General features: G+C 64.9%; 14 protein-coding genes. 8 read left to right on the top strand and 6 right to left on the bottom strand.

The window, feature by feature from the left end; all coding sequences use genetic code 11:
• The first annotated feature begins 350 nt into the window (after positions 1-350).
• Positions 351-1,340, top strand: a complete 990-nt coding sequence (galE, locus tag BVE01S_RS15870; protein ID WP_066629681.1) for a UDP-glucose 4-epimerase GalE — start codon at positions 351-353, stop codon at positions 1,338-1,340.
• Between the two features lie 246 nt (positions 1,341-1,586).
• Here the strand turns inward: galE and BVE01S_RS15865 are convergent, their stop codons facing one another.
• A complete protein-coding gene (locus BVE01S_RS15865) occupies positions 1,587-2,696 on the bottom strand; it encodes a cell wall hydrolase (protein WP_066629678.1) in 1,110 nt (369 codons plus the stop codon).
• Between the two features lie 80 nt (positions 2,697-2,776).
• Positions 2,777-3,352 carry a polysaccharide biosynthesis/export family protein gene (locus BVE01S_RS15860; protein ID WP_066629676.1) on the bottom strand — a complete coding sequence of 192 codons (576 nt, stop codon included), beginning with the start codon at positions 3,350-3,352 and terminating at the stop codon, positions 2,777-2,779.
• 345 nt (positions 3,353-3,697) lie between these two features.
• On the opposite strand from BVE01S_RS15860, the gene BVE01S_RS15855 reads away from it, so the two are divergent.
• The gene (locus BVE01S_RS15855; RefSeq protein WP_157076491.1) at positions 3,698-4,159 is read left to right on the top strand and encodes a hypothetical protein; all 462 of its coding nucleotides are present in this window, start codon (positions 3,698-3,700) and stop codon (positions 4,157-4,159) included.
• Here the strand turns inward: BVE01S_RS15855 and BVE01S_RS15850 are convergent.
• Positions 4,146-4,427 (bottom strand): hypothetical protein, encoded by a 282-nt coding sequence (locus tag BVE01S_RS15850; RefSeq protein ID WP_066629672.1) that lies wholly within the window; start codon positions 4,425-4,427, stop codon positions 4,146-4,148. The two genes, BVE01S_RS15855 and BVE01S_RS15850, sit on opposite strands and share 14 nt — an antisense overlap.
• A gap of 155 nt (positions 4,428-4,582) precedes the next feature.
• On the opposite strand from BVE01S_RS15850, the gene BVE01S_RS17075 reads away from it, so the two are divergent.
• From BVE01S_RS17075 to BVE01S_RS15825, 5 genes are read left to right on the top strand one after another with little or no spacing between them, the layout of a single operon-like run.
• Entirely contained in the window at positions 4,583-5,044 is a 462-nt protein-coding gene (locus BVE01S_RS17075) for a hypothetical protein (RefSeq protein ID WP_066629670.1), read from the top strand.
• Between the two features lie 20 nt (positions 5,045-5,064).
• A complete protein-coding gene (locus BVE01S_RS15840) occupies positions 5,065-6,348 on the top strand; it encodes an outer membrane beta-barrel protein (RefSeq protein ID WP_066629668.1) in 1,284 nt (427 codons plus the stop codon).
• Between the two features lie 27 nt (positions 6,349-6,375).
• Positions 6,376-8,586 (top strand): GumC family protein, encoded by a 2,211-nt coding sequence (locus BVE01S_RS15835; protein ID WP_066629665.1) that lies wholly within the window; start codon positions 6,376-6,378, stop codon positions 8,584-8,586.
• A gap of 8 nt (positions 8,587-8,594) precedes the next feature.
• Entirely contained in the window at positions 8,595-9,932 is a 1,338-nt protein-coding gene (locus BVE01S_RS15830) for an O-antigen ligase family protein (protein WP_169802136.1), read from the top strand.
• Positions 9,916-10,935, top strand: coding sequence for a glycosyltransferase family 2 protein (locus BVE01S_RS15825; RefSeq protein ID WP_066629659.1), 1,020 nt, complete (start codon positions 9,916-9,918; stop codon positions 10,933-10,935). Before BVE01S_RS15830 ends, BVE01S_RS15825 begins: the two co-directional genes overlap by 17 nt.
• On the opposite strand, the gene BVE01S_RS15820 is transcribed toward BVE01S_RS15825, so the two are convergent.
• From BVE01S_RS15820 to BVE01S_RS15810, 3 genes are read right to left on the bottom strand one after another with little or no spacing between them, the layout of a single operon-like run.
• Complete coding sequence (locus tag BVE01S_RS15820) at positions 10,877-11,869, bottom strand: glycosyltransferase family 2 protein (protein ID WP_066629656.1); 993 nt, start codon at positions 11,867-11,869, stop codon at positions 10,877-10,879. The two genes, BVE01S_RS15825 and BVE01S_RS15820, sit on opposite strands and share 59 nt — an antisense overlap.
• Positions 11,866-12,984: a glycosyltransferase family protein gene (locus BVE01S_RS15815; protein ID WP_066629693.1), complete on the bottom strand. Its 1,119-nt coding sequence runs from the start codon at positions 12,982-12,984 to the stop codon at positions 11,866-11,868. The genes BVE01S_RS15820 and BVE01S_RS15815 overlap by 4 nt, the downstream gene beginning before the upstream one ends.
• 41 nt (positions 12,985-13,025) lie before the next feature.
• Positions 13,026-14,063: a nucleotidyltransferase family protein gene (locus tag BVE01S_RS15810; RefSeq protein WP_169802135.1), complete on the bottom strand. Its 1,038-nt coding sequence runs from the start codon at positions 14,061-14,063 to the stop codon at positions 13,026-13,028.
• 222 nt (positions 14,064-14,285) lie between these two features.
• Between BVE01S_RS15810 and BVE01S_RS16940 the strand changes: the two genes are divergently transcribed.
• On the top strand, positions 14,286-14,432 hold the full coding sequence (locus BVE01S_RS16940) for a lasso RiPP family leader peptide-containing protein (RefSeq protein WP_157076490.1): 147 nt from the start codon (positions 14,286-14,288) through the stop codon (positions 14,430-14,432).
• Positions 14,433-14,515 lie beyond the last annotated feature (83 nt).

The following is a 14,515-nucleotide window of genomic DNA, read 5'->3' as shown; positions in this document are numbered from 1 at the left end:
GGCGGTTCGATCTGTTGCGAGCGAGCATTGTTCGCTGGGGGGGGAGGGTCTCCGTATCAGGGCTGTTCCAGATGTCCATACCGTTACGCGCGACCGGCGAGGCGCCAGAGGCGTCGCAGGCTCCAGCGGGGCCAGCGGACCTGTTCAGGCCCCCTTCATTCTTCGGCCGGTCCCTCTCAAGAGGCTCTGCGCCGATCGTCCGCCGAAGCCAAGCGGGGAACCATCGGTCCGGCCATGGCGGTCGTGGACCGCCCGCGCCGGAGTGGAGATCCTCCTGCCCGTCCCACTGGCGATTTACCCAAGAGTTGATAGAAGCGCCCCAGCGGCGACTGGCGACAGGATGATCTGGGATGAGCACGGCGACGGTAAACAGGACCGTGCTTGTCACGGGCGGCGCCGGATATGTGGGGTCACATTGCTGCCTCGCCCTGGCTGCAGCGGGCTTCATCCCGGTCGTCTACGACAATCTGTCGAACGGACATGCGGAAGCCGTCCAGTGGGGGCCGCTGGAAGTCGGCGACATACGCGATGGCGCGCGACTGGATGAGGTCATAGGCCGCCACCGTCCCGTCGGCGTCCTGCACTTTGCAGCCTTGATCGAGGTGGGCGAGTCGATTCTGGAGCCGGGTCGTTTCTACGACAACAATGTCTCGGGCAGTCTGAGCCTGATCGCGGCCGCGCGGCGCGGCGGCATCGACAAAATGGTCTTCTCATCGACGTGCGCCACCTATGGCGCGCCGGTGGTTCTGCCGATGGGCGAGGATCATCCCCAGGCGCCGCTCAATCCTTACGGCCGAACCAAGTTGATGGTTGAGCAGGCTCTGGCGGATTTCGACGCCCTCTCAGGATTTCGATCGGTGGCCTTGCGATACTTCAACGCCGCGGGAGCCGATCCCGACGGCCGCATCGGAGAGCGCCACGACCCGGAAACCCATGCGATTCCTTTGGCTTTGCAGGCTGCGCTGGGGCTTCGCAGCGGCTTCACCATTTTCGGCCAAGACTACGAGACGCGCGACGGCACCGCCGTGCGGGATTATGTTCACGTGCTCGACCTGGCGGATGCGCATGTGAGGGCGCTCCAGTATCTCCTCGCAGGCGGCGAGACGACGGCCTTCAATCTGGGGACCGGCGAGGGCACTACCGTGCGTGAACTGGTGGACGCTATCCGCCGAAAGACCAATTCGCCTTTCCCCGTCGCCGTGGCGGAGCGTCGGCCAGGAGACGCGGCCTGTCTTGTTGCTGATAACAGACTGGCGGCGAAGCGGCTGGATTGGCGGCCGATCCGCTCGCTGGACGACATCGTGCACAGCGCCTGGAACTGGCACGCCGCGCAGACCTAACGGGCCTTAACCGTTTCTCTTCGCCCAGTGTTGACGTCTGTTGTCCAAAACGGCGGAAGAAGCTGGAGCGACCATGTCGGATTTTTCTGTCGATGCCTTGTCAGGACCAGCGCCGAGGCGATTTTCGACGGCGGACGCGTGCGACCAGAAATGGTCGCCTCGGCGCACCCTCGCCTTCATCCTGATCAGTTCAACGTTTCTGTGGTGCCTGATCCTGTCGCCGGTCTTCCTCCTGCTGTAACCGCGTCACCACGTTGGACGCGCCACTCGGCGCCGAGGGCGGTCGTTGTCTGGCGTCGTGGTCACGGCCTCGGCGGGTGGCGGTGGGGTCGTCTGCACCGACCGAGGCGGGCTCGCCGTCGGCGCGGTCGGAACCTCCGGTGCTGAACTGGGCGGGGCGACGGGCATTTCGGGGATCACGATCGCCGACGGACGCGACGGCGCGATGCGGGGCGCCTCAGGCGGGTCCACGGGTCGGGTGTCGATCTCGGTGAGGGCCGGCGCTGGCAAGGCCGCAGCTGCATCCGCAGCCACATCTGCTGCGGTCCGGCCGCGCACGATCGGCTCTCTTCCAGCGTAAGGACTGTTGAAAGCCGCGCGCTTTCCGTTCCATCCCTTCCACCGGTAGAAGGTGTGGGCTCCGATGTTGGCCACCTTGACCAGAGAGGGACTCCAGTATGGCGCCACATAGAGCGCATGATAGTGCGTCGCCTGGCCGACCGAAGTCTCGACATATCCGGACAGGGCCGCCTCGGCGACAAGCCGCGCGCGGCGCCAGCCGGATGCGGAGGGCGTCCTCGACAGGGAGCCGTCGCAGGTGAAGGTGAACTGACACCCTGTGACGCGCTGCGAGCCTGAATAGACGACCCCGCAGACAGAGGACGGGAACGCGGGATGCCGCATGCGGTTGAGAATCACCTGGGCGACAGCGCGCTGACCCGGCGCGGGCTCGGATCCCGCTTCGTAATAGACTGCTTGGGTGAGGCAGTTCAGAGCCCGGTCCCTTTCGATCGGGCTCAATGATGACGGCAGCACAAACGGCGCAGCCGGCTCCAGGGGCTCTTTGCTCACAGGTATTGAGGCATTGTAGCGATAGGCGTCGCTCCGATCGATCGCCTGGAACGTCAGCGGAACCGGATTGTCTTCAGTCGTCAGCGCGAGGTCCTGTGTCGGCGGCGCATAGAGGAGGCCCGGCAGCGGTTCGAAGACCTGCTCGAAGCGTGACGTCCAGGCGTCTGACGCGACGATCGACATCATGCCGATCGCGATCGCCAGTCCGCCGATGAAGATCGAGCCGAAGATCCGGACCTGGCGCGCACGGTCATAAGACCTCACACTGAAATGGTGCTCATCCATCGGCCGACGTCCTATTCCAAGCCATCGCCTCGCGACGACCCTGAAACCGAGCAGGTGGCGTGCCAGATCCGGGAGAGGTGTCAGAACAGGCGTTCAGCAATCCGTAGCGTGTCCCCAGGCGCGACCTGTAGCGTGGACGTCACCTTGTAGACCTCTTCGCGCTGGCTGCCGTCGCGCCGGATGAAGATGCGCCGGGTATCGCCGCGATAGGTGAAGCCGCCGGCTGTGGCGACCGCGTTGAGGACGGTGAGACCTGCCGCATAGGGGTAGGTGCCCGGTTTGTTGACCTCTCCGAGGACGTAGAACGGTCTATAGGTCAAGACTTCCGCACTGACCTGCGGATTCAGAATATATCCGGCGCGCAGCGCCGCCTCGACCGAGCGCTGCACCTCTTGGATCGTACGACCCTTGGCGGGTATGTCGCCCGCGAGCGGGATGGACAGCAGCCCTGCGCTGCTCACGACAAACTCGCCAGAGAGTTCTTCTTCGCCGAAGACGTTGAGGCGGATCTTGTCTCCGGCGTCGAGTTGATAGTCGCCGACCGTGCGGGTCTCCGCCGCCGCTGCATCATCGGCGACAGGGACCGACTGGCATCCCGCAAGTGACAGCGCGCCTGCAGCGACAAAGAGACGGCGGTTCAGAACGATCTTGGACATGGATCCATCGTCATCCGAAGCGCGATGAATCTCAACCTCCAAGACGAATCCGACGCACAATAGTTTGCGAAAGCGAACGCCGCGCCGACATCGAATGTCGCGATGTCGCCGCTCGGTGTCCCCATTTCACGACGGAGAGGGCGTGCGGCTTTGCCTTCTTGCGCTGCGAGGCGTAGTTCTCCAGCGACAATGACCAGATCACGCAGGCGAACGGTCGGCTATCGGCGCCCATGGAAGAAATTCCTTGCGGCCGTCGGCTCAAGTGTCAGAGCCGCAGCGTCGAGGGACGGGTGGGGCGTGCCCCTCTGCGCCCTCTGCGCGCTCGGCGCCGCCGGGCTCGCCGCGGTGACGCTGCTACGGACGTCGCCGCCGGAGCTGCCCAGGCAGGCTCGCGATGGGCCGGCGCTGGACGCCCTCGCTTCGAAACTGGCCTGGCAGGCCCAGTGGGCCCCCGCGAGCGCCGGACCCGAACTGTCACGCGCCTATGTTGAGAGTTTGCGTCGTCCGGCGCTCAGTGAGGCGGCGATCGCGGCCATTCGTCAGAGCTACCGGATCGAGCCTTTCGGTTCCGACGCCACCGCCTGGCGTCTGAGGTTCGTGTTCGAGCACTGGGGAGGGCTGCCGCCTGATGTCCGGGAGTCGGCGACGGCCGAACTCGCGGCGGCCTTTCCTCGACATGGCTGGGCCATGAGGGGCCTTCCCGACACCGTATCGGATCCCTCAGGCCGGATGGTGGCTGCACTGCTCTTCGACCGGATGCGGGCGTCGCAGTCGCAGCCGCCGATCAGGGCGCCTAGCGAGGGGTGAGGTAGGTGGCGGCGTAGTCGCTGACGTAAGGTCCCAGCTTGACGAGAACTGCGGCCATGACGGCGAAGAAGACGCCAGCCCCAACAGCGATCAGAGACCATTTCTGCAAGGCGCGTCCCGCCTGGACCAGCGGAACCGGCGCTGGCGCCTTTTCCCGGAAAACGCGGGCGCGCGCATCAGTCAGCCGCACCTGGCCGACAGGCGCGCTCTTCTGGGGCGCGTGACCGCCTGGCGTCAGCCATCTCCGTGCGAATTCTTCGCGTGTCATTCTGTTTTCGACGATGATGGGTCCGCACCCCGACGACGGACTTGGCAAAAGGGATGAAATGTCTGGATTTGTCCAGCCTGAGATAGCGGCGGTCTTGGGTTTTGCGTCAGAGACGTGTATCGCGACGGATCAATGGGCTGACGGAAGACTGAACCATGATCCAGTATCTGCGTGTCGCGGGTCTCGTCGCCGCCATCGCGGCCGGCGGCGCGATCTCACCCGCTCGCGGCCAGACGACCGCGTCTGCGGCGCCCTCTCCGGCCTTGACGGCCTCGATCCGGCAGGCCGTTCAGCGGGCGCGGACGTCTTCGGCGAGTGATCCCCAGGAAGCCGGCGTGGTTGCAACGCTCGCCGACATTCTCGTCACGGCGAACGCGGCGCCGGCGCAGGCGCTCGCCTCTGTGCGGTTGGCGATCGCCGAGGAGGGCTGCGTTTTCGATCAGACGGTCTGGAATCGCTGGGGATGCGCCGGAATGTCGAGCGTCGCGTCGAGCATCGAGCGGGCGATCGGCTCTGGCCCGGCCGCCACGGTCGGCCAAGGCGGCGTGGCCGTCCCGCCGCCGACTACGGGGACGGGGAGCGGCGGCGCGGACTATCGGTCCCCGATCGGCGGTTGAGAGTTAAGGGTTCGGGGAAAATGACGATGGGTTTCAAACAAGCCGTCCTGGTCGCAGGGCTGGGAACCATAACGGCTGCCGTTGGCGCGGCCGACGCCGCTCAGGCCCAGGCCGTGGATCTGTTTTCGCGAGATCGTGGTGTTGCGGTGAAGGATCGGCCGCATCCCGAGTACGAGGCGCTCGGCGTGCGTGCCGGGGCGTGGTTGGCCTATCCGAAGGTCCAGGCGGACGTCGGGTATGACAGCAATGTCCTCGCGTCGGAAACGAATGAACTCTCCGACACCGTCTACACCGTGGATCCGAGTGTCGAGGTCGAGAGCGATTGGGCTCGTCATTCTGTAACGGGATATGTGCGAGGCCGCATCACGCGCTATGTGGACAACGACTCCGAGAATACCGGCACCTGGGCGATCGGGGGCGCCGGACGCTACGATATCCAGCGGGGACGGGACGTTCGGGCCGACCTCAACTACGCGCGCGAGGTGGAGCCGAGAACGGCGTCCAACACGCCGGCGTCTATTGCTGAGCCGATCGAGTACGATCGCTACGGCGGCGCCCTCGGCAGCACGTGGACCTTCAACAGGCTTCGCCTCGTCGGAACCGCCGGCGTCCAGGCCTATGATTATAAAGATGGGATCTCCGTCAGCGGCGTCGTCGTTCCGCAGGACACGCGTGATCAGACCACGACGACGGCGTCGCTGCGCGCCGATTACGCGATCAGCCCGGCGACGGCCGTCTTCTTCCAGATCGAGGGCAATCAGCGGCGTTTCGACACAGGCGATGCGCTGACGCCGCTCCGGGATTCGGATGGGGTGAACCTGTTGGCGGGCGCGAACTTCGAGCTCGGCGCGCTTGTGCGCGGCGACGTGGGTGTCGGCTACATCTCGCAACGATTCGATAATCCCCTTTACGGACAACTCGACGGCTTCAGCGCGAGAGGTCGGCTCGATTACTTCATCACCAATCTGATTACGCTCGGACTGAGCGCGAACCGGAGTGTGGCGGACTCCGGGATCGTCGGCTCCGCCGGTATTCTGACAACGCGGGTCGAGGCGACTGTCGACTATGAGTTTCGCCGCAATGTCATCGTCGAGGGCCGACTTGGCACGCTTGTTGAAGAGTTCGACACGCTCGATCGCCAGAATGACACATACTATGCTGGCCTCCGCGCGACCTATCTCCTCAATCGCTCGGTCGGGGTGACGGGAAGCTATGCCTACGAGACCCGGGACTCCTCCGGGACCTCCGCCATCAACGACTACAATGCTCATCGCCTCATTCTGTCTCTCGTCCTGCAGTACTGACGCCGTAAGCGATCAACCTAGGCTATCATGACCGAATCCGGTGTCCCGTCTCTTCCATCCTCGGCCGCCGAGACGTTCAGTCTTCGCAATCTGATCAATATCTTCCGGCGCAGGGTAAGGCTCTTCGGCGCTGTGGCCCTGCTCGTGTTTCTGGCCGCGCTCTTGGTGACGGCGCGGGCGACGCCGCGCTATACAGCTCAGGCGCAGGTGATGCTGAATGTGCGTCAGTCGCAGGTTCTGGACACGCAACAGGTCCTGTCCAATCTTCCGGCCGAAACCGGCGTCGTGGACTCCGAGGTCGAGGTGCTGCAGTCCCGCGACCTGGCCAGGCAGGTCGCCGAAGTGCTGCGGCTCGAAAATGATCCGGAGTTCAACTGGGCGCTCAGAAAGCCCAGCGGACTCGGCGCCCTGATCGCTCGCGTCCAGGGGCGATCCCTGGCGCCGCCAGCCCCCCCCACGACCCCGGATGAGATCCGGCTGGGCCGGGAGCGCGCGGCTTCGGCGCTCCGAGGCGGGCTGAAGGTTCAGCGCATGGGGCTGACCTATATCATCGGCGTAAGCTTCACCTCGCTCAATCCGGAAAAATCCGCGCGCATCGCGAACGCCTTCGCGGGCCAGTACATCGCCAATCAGGTCTCCGACAAAGGCGGCGCCAATCGTCAGGCCAATACTTTCCTGGAAGATCGGCTGAACCAGCTTCGCGGCGAGGTTCAGTCAGCCGAGGCCGCTGTGGAATCCTACCGGTCCGCCAACAACCTGCTGACGTCGTCCGGGGCGACCCTGACAGAGCAGGAGGTCTCGACCTACAATCAGCAACTCGCGACGGCGCAAGCGGATCAGGCGGTTGAGGAGGCCCGGCTTCGCGCGGCGAGAAGTCAGCTCGCCCGAGGGTCGTCAGGCGGCGACGTGGGTGAGGCGCTTCAGTCATCGGTGGTGGGCAGCCTTCGCGCGCAGCGGGCGACCGTAGCCGCGCGCGTCGCGGATCTGCAGGCGCGGTATGGCCCGGACTGGCCCGCGCTGGTGAGGGCTCGCCAGGAGCTGGCTGCGATCGACGGCCAGATCCAGGCTGAGATTCAGCGCGTGATCTCGAACCTGGAGGCCCGCGTTCAGGTCGCGCGTGACCGCACGGCGTCGCTGCGATCCACCCTCGGCCAGACAAGGGGCGCTCTCGCCAGCAACAACGCCGCCAGCGTCCGGCTCAATGAGCTCGAGCGCAATGCGGAAAGCGTCCGCAAGCTGTATGAAGGGCTCCTGGAACGGTACCAGGAGACAACCAACCAGTCCGGAAATGAAACAGCCGACAGCCGGATGTTGCAGGCCGCGCGCGCCTCCGGAGCCCCAAGCTCGCCGAACGTCCCGGTCAATCTGGTTCTTGGTTTCATCCTCGCCCTGGGATGTGGTCTGGCCGCGGTCGTCATCGTCGAGCTGATGGACGATGGGCTGATCACGAGCGAGGACGTGCAAAGGCGTCTCGGCCTGCCCATGCTGGGCGCCGTGCCGCTGTTGATGTCGACGGCGGACCGGAAGGATCGGCGGATGGCGCCGACCGAGTATCTTCTCAATCGTCCGCTCTCGGCCTTCGCCGAGTCCTTCCGGACTTTGCGCACATCGATCATGTACGCCAAACTCGGCGCGGCGGCGAAGGTCGTCGTCGTAACCTCCGCGCTCCCGGGAGAAGGCAAGACCACGACTGCGGTCTGCCTCGCGATCTCGGCGGCGCAGGCCGGCCTCAAGGTCGTGATCGTCGACTGCGACATTCGCCGCCGCAACGTCAGCCGGCTGCTCGGCGTGGACGCGGATTTCGGACTCTTGGATGTGCTCGACGGCTCCAAGCCGCTGGCGGAGGTCCTGCTGAAGGGGGAGGCGTCAGGCGCATGGGTGCTTCCTGTCGCCAAGCGAGACTTCACGCCTCGCGAGGTGTTCAATACGGCCGAGATGACAGCGCTCCTGAGCCGTCTTCGCGAGGATTTCGACATGGTCATCCTCGATACGGCGCCCGTCCTGGCCGTCGCCGAGACCCGTGTGCTGGCCAGTCAGGCCGACGCCGTGATGTTCCTGGCGCGTTGGCGCAAGACGCCGTCGAAGGCCGCCGAGGCCGCACTGCGCTCGCTGGAACAGTCCGAAGCCACGGTCGCCGGCGCGGTCCTGACCCAGGTCGATGTTCAGGAGCAGGCCCGCTACGGCTATGGTGATCCCGGGTACTACTACACCGCCTATAAGGGCTATTACACAAACTGATGCGCCGCTTGGCCTCGCCCGTTCCACGGTCGCCTGTCCGTGCGATCTGGCTCGGCCGCGCAGCGCTGGCGATGGTGTTCGCCGGCTTCTTCATCGGCGGCGCGGTGTCCGCCTCTGAAGCCTTGGTGATGACCGGCCTCTTCGCCCTTCTGGCCTTTGCGGCGTGGGGCGGCGTCGGCGGTCCCGTCCCCCTGCGTCGACTCGCCTTGCCCGCGGCTGCGTTCTTTGTGGTTTTGTGCGTCGGTGTCGCTACCGTGATTCCAATGACCGACCCCTCGGTCCGTGTCGGGCTCTATCGGGCGGTCGGCGGTCATTCGCTCTCGATCGCGCCTGTTCACACCCTTGTCGAAATCGCCAAACTGCTCGGCCTGGCCTGCGCCTTCCTGACCGGCGTCTATGCGATTTCCGGGTTTCGGGCCGGAATCAAGGTGCTCGACGCCTTTATCGCGGGCACGGCGGTATGGACCGGCTGGAGCCTGATCCTCTATGTTCTGGAAGGCGGGCAGGCCCGTCTGGGCGCGCCGTTTCTCAGCCCCAACACGGCGGCGACGGTCGTTGGCGTCGGGGCTGTCGTAACGGCAGGTCGCATCCTGGGTGTGAAGAGCGTCAGGCTGAGAGCGGGCGGTCGATGGACCCTCGCCGTACAGGGCGGCGCTTTGTTGCTCATGATCCTGGCGCTCGTGCTGACCCAGTCCCGGTCTGGTCTCGCCGTGGTCGCGCTCAGCCTTCTGGGCCTCTACTTGTCTTGGCCGCGCCCCACCGAAGAACGCGCAAGAAGTCGGCTCTGGCTCGGCGGCGCCGGTCTCATCGTCCTCGCCTTTGCGCTCATCGAGGCGGGAGACGGTGTGATGGGAAGACTTGGCGGCATCGGGGGAGCGGCGGCTGATCGTGCGGCGATCTATAAGATCTACGCTTCGGCGTTCAGGGATGCGCCGCTGTTCGGCGCCGGTCTTGGGACCGGTTCACTGGTGACCAAGCTTGGCCTCACACCTCAAAGCTACGAGGCGCTGTGGAACATTCAGAGCGCGCATAACTGGGCCCTCCAGTGGTTGGCTGAAGGCGGGCTTGCGGCAGCCTTGCCGATGGGTGCGGCGATCGGGGCTTGCCTTTTGACGGCCATTCGCGGCCTGGACGCCCGATCTGCGCCCCTGTTGCTGCCGTTGCTCTTTGCAGATTCCGTCATTCTGCTCCATGGGATGACCGATTTCGCACTCCAGATCCCGGCTGTCGCCCTATGCTGGTCGTTCCTTCTGGGCGTCCAAGTCGCGATCGCCGAGAGGCCCTTTCGGAAGCGGAAACTCCGGCGTCGGCGCAGGGATGGATTGGCGCATGCAGACACAGTCTGACTCCCCGCGCAGCGGGTCCGTCGCCGTGATCATCGCGGCCTACAACGCGGCCGCGACGGTCCGGCTTGCGATCGAAAGCGCGCTGGCGCAGCCCGAGGCGATCGAGGTCTGGGTGATTGACGATGCATCGACTGACGAAACGGCCAAGCTCGCAGAAACGTGCGACGACGGCTCGGGACGGCTTCGGGTTGTCCGACAAACGGTGAACGGCGGGCCGTCCAGAGCCCGTAACATCGCGCTTTCAAATACTCGGGCGGCTTGGGTTTGCGTCCTGGACGCCGACGATGTCTTTGTCCCTGGACGCCTCGCGCGTCTTCTCGCCGAGGCGGACGGCGCTGAAATGGTCGCGGATGCGATCACGCGCGTCGCCTCCATCGGCGAATTGACCTCCGCCCAGAGCATGCCTTTCGAAGGTCGGTCCGGACCCTGGGTCACGGTTCCGCTTGACGTCTTCATCGACGGCAACGTCAGCCGACCGGGCCGTCACCGGGAGGAACTTGGTTTCATCAAACCTCTGATGTCGACGCCGTTTCTTCGCCGACACCGTCTGGCTTACGCCGAGCCGATGCGACTGGGAGAAGATTTTCTGCTATACGCGCAGGTGCTGGCCCACGGGGGACGGCTGCGGCTCGGTCCGGCTTGCGGCTACGTCGCCCTGACCCGCGCCGACTCGCTCAGCGGGCGGCATTCGATCGATGATTTGCACATCCTGCGTGACTGCACGGCTCAGCTCGCAAAAATCCGATCGCTGACCCCTGCGGAGCATCGCAACATCCGCCGGCATTGGCGGGATATCGATAACCGGCTTCAGTGGCGACGGCTCATCGATGCCGTGAAGGCGAGGGATTTCCGCGCCGCGCTCAGCGCCTTTCACGATCCCGAGGCGTCCCTGCAACTCGTCGGCAAACTCGCGGAGCAGGTCTGGCTGCGCGGGCGACGGCGGCTCACCGGTTCGTCAGAAACCGCCCCTGCAGGAAGCCGAACGACCAGCCCAGGTGCATGAGCATGGCGGCGACACCGGCGAAATAGCCGCATGCCGGTGACTTTGCAGAACGGGCGGCCTGCAGGCCGCCTGCCAGGCAAACCAGAACCCAAAGCAGGGCGGGCAGGGCTGCGACGATCGCCAGAGGACTGAAGACGACCGCGGCCAGCAGGGCCGCGATCCCGACGCCGACGGCGGGCAGCACAAGCGCCGGAGCCAGTTGACGAGGTTTCAGCGCCATACGGTGCTTCCGCGTCGTCCGCGCGCGGCCTCGACCATGATTGACGTACTGGCGAAACAGGGCGGCTGCGGAGCGGCGAGGATAGTAGTCGATCGGCAAGTCGCCCTGAAACCAGATCCGTCCTCCCGCTTCGGTCAGGCGTCGATCGTATTCGGCATCCTCATTGTGGGTGAAGGTCGGATCGTATCCGCCAATCCGCTTGAAGGCTTCCACGCGCATGAGGGCATGGTGACCGTGATCGATCCATCCGCTGCGCCCGCCAATGCGGTGCGCCGATCCGCCCGCGCCGATCTTTGAGTTTTGAGCCGTCGCAGCGGCGATTTGAAAACAGTCGCGACCGACTGTCCGCATTGGAACAACGACGGAATCCGCGCGTGTCCGCGTCGCGGCCGAGATCAAGGCCTGTGCGAAGTGGCGCGGATAGGCCGCATGAGCGTCGATCCTGATCAGAAACTGGCGATCGGCCGCATAGCGCTCGACGGCGAGATTGAGACCGGCGCTCTGAAAACGCGCCGGATTGGCCAACAAAACGACCCTTGAATCTCGGGCGGCCCAGTCTGACGCAATCTCCCGGCTTCCGTCCGTACTGCCGCCATCCACGATCACGATCAGATCGTTCGGCGAGGCGTCCTCGATGATCGATTCAATGAGGTGCGGCAGATGCGCCGCCTCGTTCAGGCAGGGGATGGCCATGAGAAGGCCGGAGGGTGTCATTCGGGTAGTTCCGTCAGCGCTTTAACGAGCTCTCGACAGTCTCGTCGAGTCGCGAACAGGTCTGCCGGGGCAAGGCCGTCCACCGCGTCACGGGACAATCGATAGCGCTCCATAGACATCTTATCCAGGGTTGTTTCAAGCTCGCTTTCGACATCATCCATCAGGATGCCCGCCCCGCGTTCTTCGAGCCAGCGACCGGTTTCAACGCCTCGCAGCGCCAGCAACGGCCGACCATGGGCGGCGCCTTCATAGAGACGATTGGGCAGCAGCCAGTCCGAGTTCTGTCCGGCTTCATAAAAGTCGATCGCCCAGACGAGATGAACAGCGCCATAGGCCGAGGGCAGATCACTGGCCTTGTACGGCCCATGGTAGGTCAATCCTGGCCACTGGGCCACGGCCGCGCTGAAGTCGTCGCCGAAGACGGCCGGTGATGGACGGCCGCGCAGATCGACCTGCACAAGTCCGGGTCTGCTCGCCGCCAATCGACCCAGGAGTTCCAGACTGCGCCGGCATCGCAACATTCCGAACCAGCCGATCCGCCATGGCGGGCCCTCCGACTGCGGCGGCGGCGGCGGCGGAGTGGACGCCGGCGCATCGTCCAGCGACAAGACCTTGTTTTCCAGAAGCAGCCTCGGCGCGGGCAGGGGCTGCAGGCGCTGGAAATAGGCGCGATCAAACGCTTTGGAGCTGATCACCAGCAGATCGACCCGTTTCAACAACGCCGCTTCGACGCGGCGCAGCAGGCGCGACTTCAGCCCGTCGCCGAGCATCACGCGGTGAATGTCGAGAACCTCGTAACACAGTCTGGCGTCGCTCCCCGCCAGCAGCAGGCCGCACCAGGCAAGAACCAGCATCTCGAGATTGCGAGCAAGGACGGCATCCTGTGACCGCACTCTTCGCCGCAGCGCCACGGGATTCAGAAGTCGCCACGCCACCATGAGCGCGCGCTGTCCCAGCGCCGCGTCCTGCGTACGCCCGAGGCTTTCCGCCTTCCAGTCGGCTGGCGGAGGAGAGGCGTTCCCTCTCAGAAATCCAGACACGGTCACCTTGGCGCCGCCTGCCTTCAACATGGTCAGGCGGCGTGCGACGGCTGGGTCGCTGAGATCCGGCGCCATGTACAGAATCCGCGGTTGGGCCGAGGCGGTGGTGGGCGGGTTCACAGCGTTCCCTCGTCGGCGGGGGCGGCGCCGGACGCGCGACGGGCGGTCTCGCTCGCCGCCATCAGCATCCATGCCGAGATGACGTCTGAAGGTTTGTCGCAAAGCGCGCGCAGGAGCTCGCGCCGGCGAATCCACCGCGCCTGACCCGGAGCAAGGACCATGTCCCGAAGAGCAACGTCCGACACTTTCGGAAGAATGTCGCGTCGCTGGCCCGGGGGTATGGTCTCAAACACCACGTCGACGCACCGAACCGCCAGGTCCAGCGTGCGGCCCAGACCCATATCGATCGCTTCCTTGTCGAGACGGGACCAATCCTCCGGCGACAACCGGCGCAGAAAACGTTCGGCGTCGCTCACATACCGACCCGCAGGCTCCCTGTGATGGAGCGCCTTGGCCACGCTCATCGCGGCGACGAGAAGGGCATGGTCGTCACGGAAAGTAAGAACCTCACCGCCGAGGAAGCTTGTGGGGTAGGCGCAGGCGATCAGTCGCTCGGTTCGCCGCGGCATCGGGCATCCGGGCTGCTGCAGGCGATGGTGGAGATCGACGGTCTGCGACCCGGCGTTATCGCGGAACTGCTGTTCAGCCAAAAACCATCTCCACCACAGCGTGTCCGTGTGGCGATCCAGATCGTAGCCCGCCCTCTGCAGGTGAGACGATACAGCGCGATAGGCCGACGGCCGGGTCAGAATATCAATGTCGGACGCCGGGCGGGCGAACGGCGTGCCGTAGAGATGCTGCTGCAGCACAACACCCTTATAGACCACGACAGGGTCCGTCAGCCCGCGCATGGCGGTCATCAACCGCCGCATTGACAGGAGACCGGCCCCATTCATCTGTGCGGTCAAGCGACGAAAACCCTGGACGATCTCGATGACTGCAGCCGTGGGAACGGTCTGGATCAACAGATCGCCCGTCAGGCCGAGCATCCGGTTCTGAGCCAGAAGCGTGGCTGCGGCTGGGCCATGGCCAGGATCGATGGTCCCGATCTCAGAACCGCCCCGCGCCCAAGCGCGCAGAATTTGCGCGGTCAACGGCAGCGCCGCCAGCAGCTGGCGGTCTGTGGCGCTTGGGCTCAGTGCGGAGGGCGATAGGGGCATAAATACGCGTGAGAGGGGAAAACTGTGTTTGCAACTCAACACTTAGCAGTCTCGAGGTCTCGATGTGAGAACTTTGTTCGCTTTCCATTTGACTCCTGAGCCGTATCGTTAAAGAGGTATGAATGCTGTTCCAAATCCATCTTGAGGAAGAAACCCATGACCACGGTCAAGACTCCCTATGAAGCCCCCGAAATGACGTCGCTGGGTTCGTTCGAAACCCTGACGCAAGGCGCCTCGCGCGGTTCGCAGCTCGACGCGACCTTCCCGACCGGCACCCCGTTCGGCGAGCTGACCTTCTCCTGATCGACTGGCGCAGCCGCGCCATTCGAGATTAGAAGCCAAACCGGCGGGATCTTTCGGGGTCCCGCCGTATTTCTTTGCGCCTA

This window comes from Brevundimonas vesicularis NBRC 12165 (assembly GCF_001592205.1).
Taxonomy (GTDB): Bacteria; Pseudomonadota; Alphaproteobacteria; order Caulobacterales; family Caulobacteraceae; genus Brevundimonas; species Brevundimonas vesicularis.
The sequence above is the reverse complement of the archived record's forward strand: the minus strand, read 5'-3'. Positions and strand labels throughout refer to the sequence as shown.

Coding starts and splice junctions, on each gene's coding strand:
- galE (WP_066629681.1), top strand. CDS start 351: ATGAGCACGGCGACGGTAAACAGGACCGTGCTTGTCACGGGCGGCGCC.
- BVE01S_RS15865 (WP_066629678.1), bottom strand. CDS start 2,696: ATGGATGAGCACCATTTCAGTGTGAGGTCTTATGACCGTGCGCGCCAG.
- BVE01S_RS15860 (WP_066629676.1), bottom strand. CDS start 3,352: ATGTCCAAGATCGTTCTGAACCGCCGTCTCTTTGTCGCTGCAGGCGCG.
- BVE01S_RS15850 (WP_066629672.1), bottom strand. CDS start 4,427: ATGACACGCGAAGAATTCGCACGGAGATGGCTGACGCCAGGCGGTCAC.
- BVE01S_RS17075 (WP_066629670.1), top strand. CDS start 4,583: ATGATCCAGTATCTGCGTGTCGCGGGTCTCGTCGCCGCCATCGCGGCC.
- BVE01S_RS15840 (WP_066629668.1), top strand. CDS start 5,065: ATGACGATGGGTTTCAAACAAGCCGTCCTGGTCGCAGGGCTGGGAACC.
- BVE01S_RS15835 (WP_066629665.1), top strand. CDS start 6,376: ATGACCGAATCCGGTGTCCCGTCTCTTCCATCCTCGGCCGCCGAGACG.
- BVE01S_RS15825 (WP_066629659.1), top strand. CDS start 9,916: ATGCAGACACAGTCTGACTCCCCGCGCAGCGGGTCCGTCGCCGTGATC.
- BVE01S_RS15820 (WP_066629656.1), bottom strand. CDS start 11,869: ATGACACCCTCCGGCCTTCTCATGGCCATCCCCTGCCTGAACGAGGCG.
- BVE01S_RS15815 (WP_066629693.1), bottom strand. CDS start 12,984: ATGGCGCCGGATCTCAGCGACCCAGCCGTCGCACGCCGCCTGACCATG.
- BVE01S_RS16940 (WP_157076490.1), top strand. CDS start 14,286: ATGACCACGGTCAAGACTCCCTATGAAGCCCCCGAAATGACGTCGCTG.